Source organism: Clostridium sp. HBUAS56010 (assembly GCF_007115105.1).
GTDB lineage: Bacteria > Bacillota > Clostridia > Lachnospirales > Lachnospiraceae > Lacrimispora.
The window spans coordinates 1-769 of the sequence record NZ_SULJ01000045.1 but is presented as its reverse complement, the minus strand read 5'-3'; the positions used below and the strand labels follow the sequence as shown (position 1 = coordinate 769).

Sequence of the window (769 nt, the reverse complement as noted above, 5' to 3'; positions counted from 1 at the left end):
CAGCACTGTATTATCCATCAGATCCGCAATTCTACCCGGTTTGTTTCCTACAAGGACATCAAGGTGCTTATGGCAGATTTGAAGATGGTTTATGGAGCCTCTACAGAAGAAGCTGCTCTGTCTACGTTGGAGGACTTCGGAAATAAATGGGATGGTAAATATCCTAAAATTTCGAAATCGTGGAATGACAACTGGATAACTCTGTCTACTTATTTTAAGTATCCAGAGCCGGTTCGTCGCCTGATCTACACAACCAATGCAATCGAAGGATTCAACCGCCAGCTAAGAAAAGTCACCAAGAGCAAGACGATATTCCCCTCCGATGACAGCCTGCTAAAGATGCTGTATCTGGCCACAATGGACATCACCAAAAAGTGGACAGGTCACCGTCAGGACTGGGGAATCATCCATTCACAACTAGAGATATACTTTGAAGAACGCCTGGCTGGCTACTAATGAAACTGGCTAAAATGAGCCAGTTTCATTGACATGCAAAGAAACAGCGTTATAATACAAACAAGGACAGAACCTTGAAATAATTGTTCTGTCCTTGCGTAACTATCAACATATCTTATATCAGTTTTTACAGTTTACACAAAACTTGAAACTCTCTCCTGGAACTACATATGCGTCCTTGTTGACCTCTTTAATAGAGAAATAATTGGTTACAGTGCCGGGCGTAACGATAGTGTCAAGATTTTTTCGCAAATTGTATTTCAGCCGTTAGGTAGCCGGTAGTCAGCCGGCTATGATATCAGACTGATTCTGG

1 protein-coding gene is annotated in these 769 nt (G+C 42.1%); it reads left to right on the top strand.

From position 1 onward, the window contains the following. Positions 1-456, top strand: a 456-nt coding sequence (locus FAY33_RS19130; RefSeq protein WP_143323073.1) for a transposase, incomplete at its 5' end; no start/stop codon positions are given. Positions 457-769 lie beyond the last annotated feature (313 nt).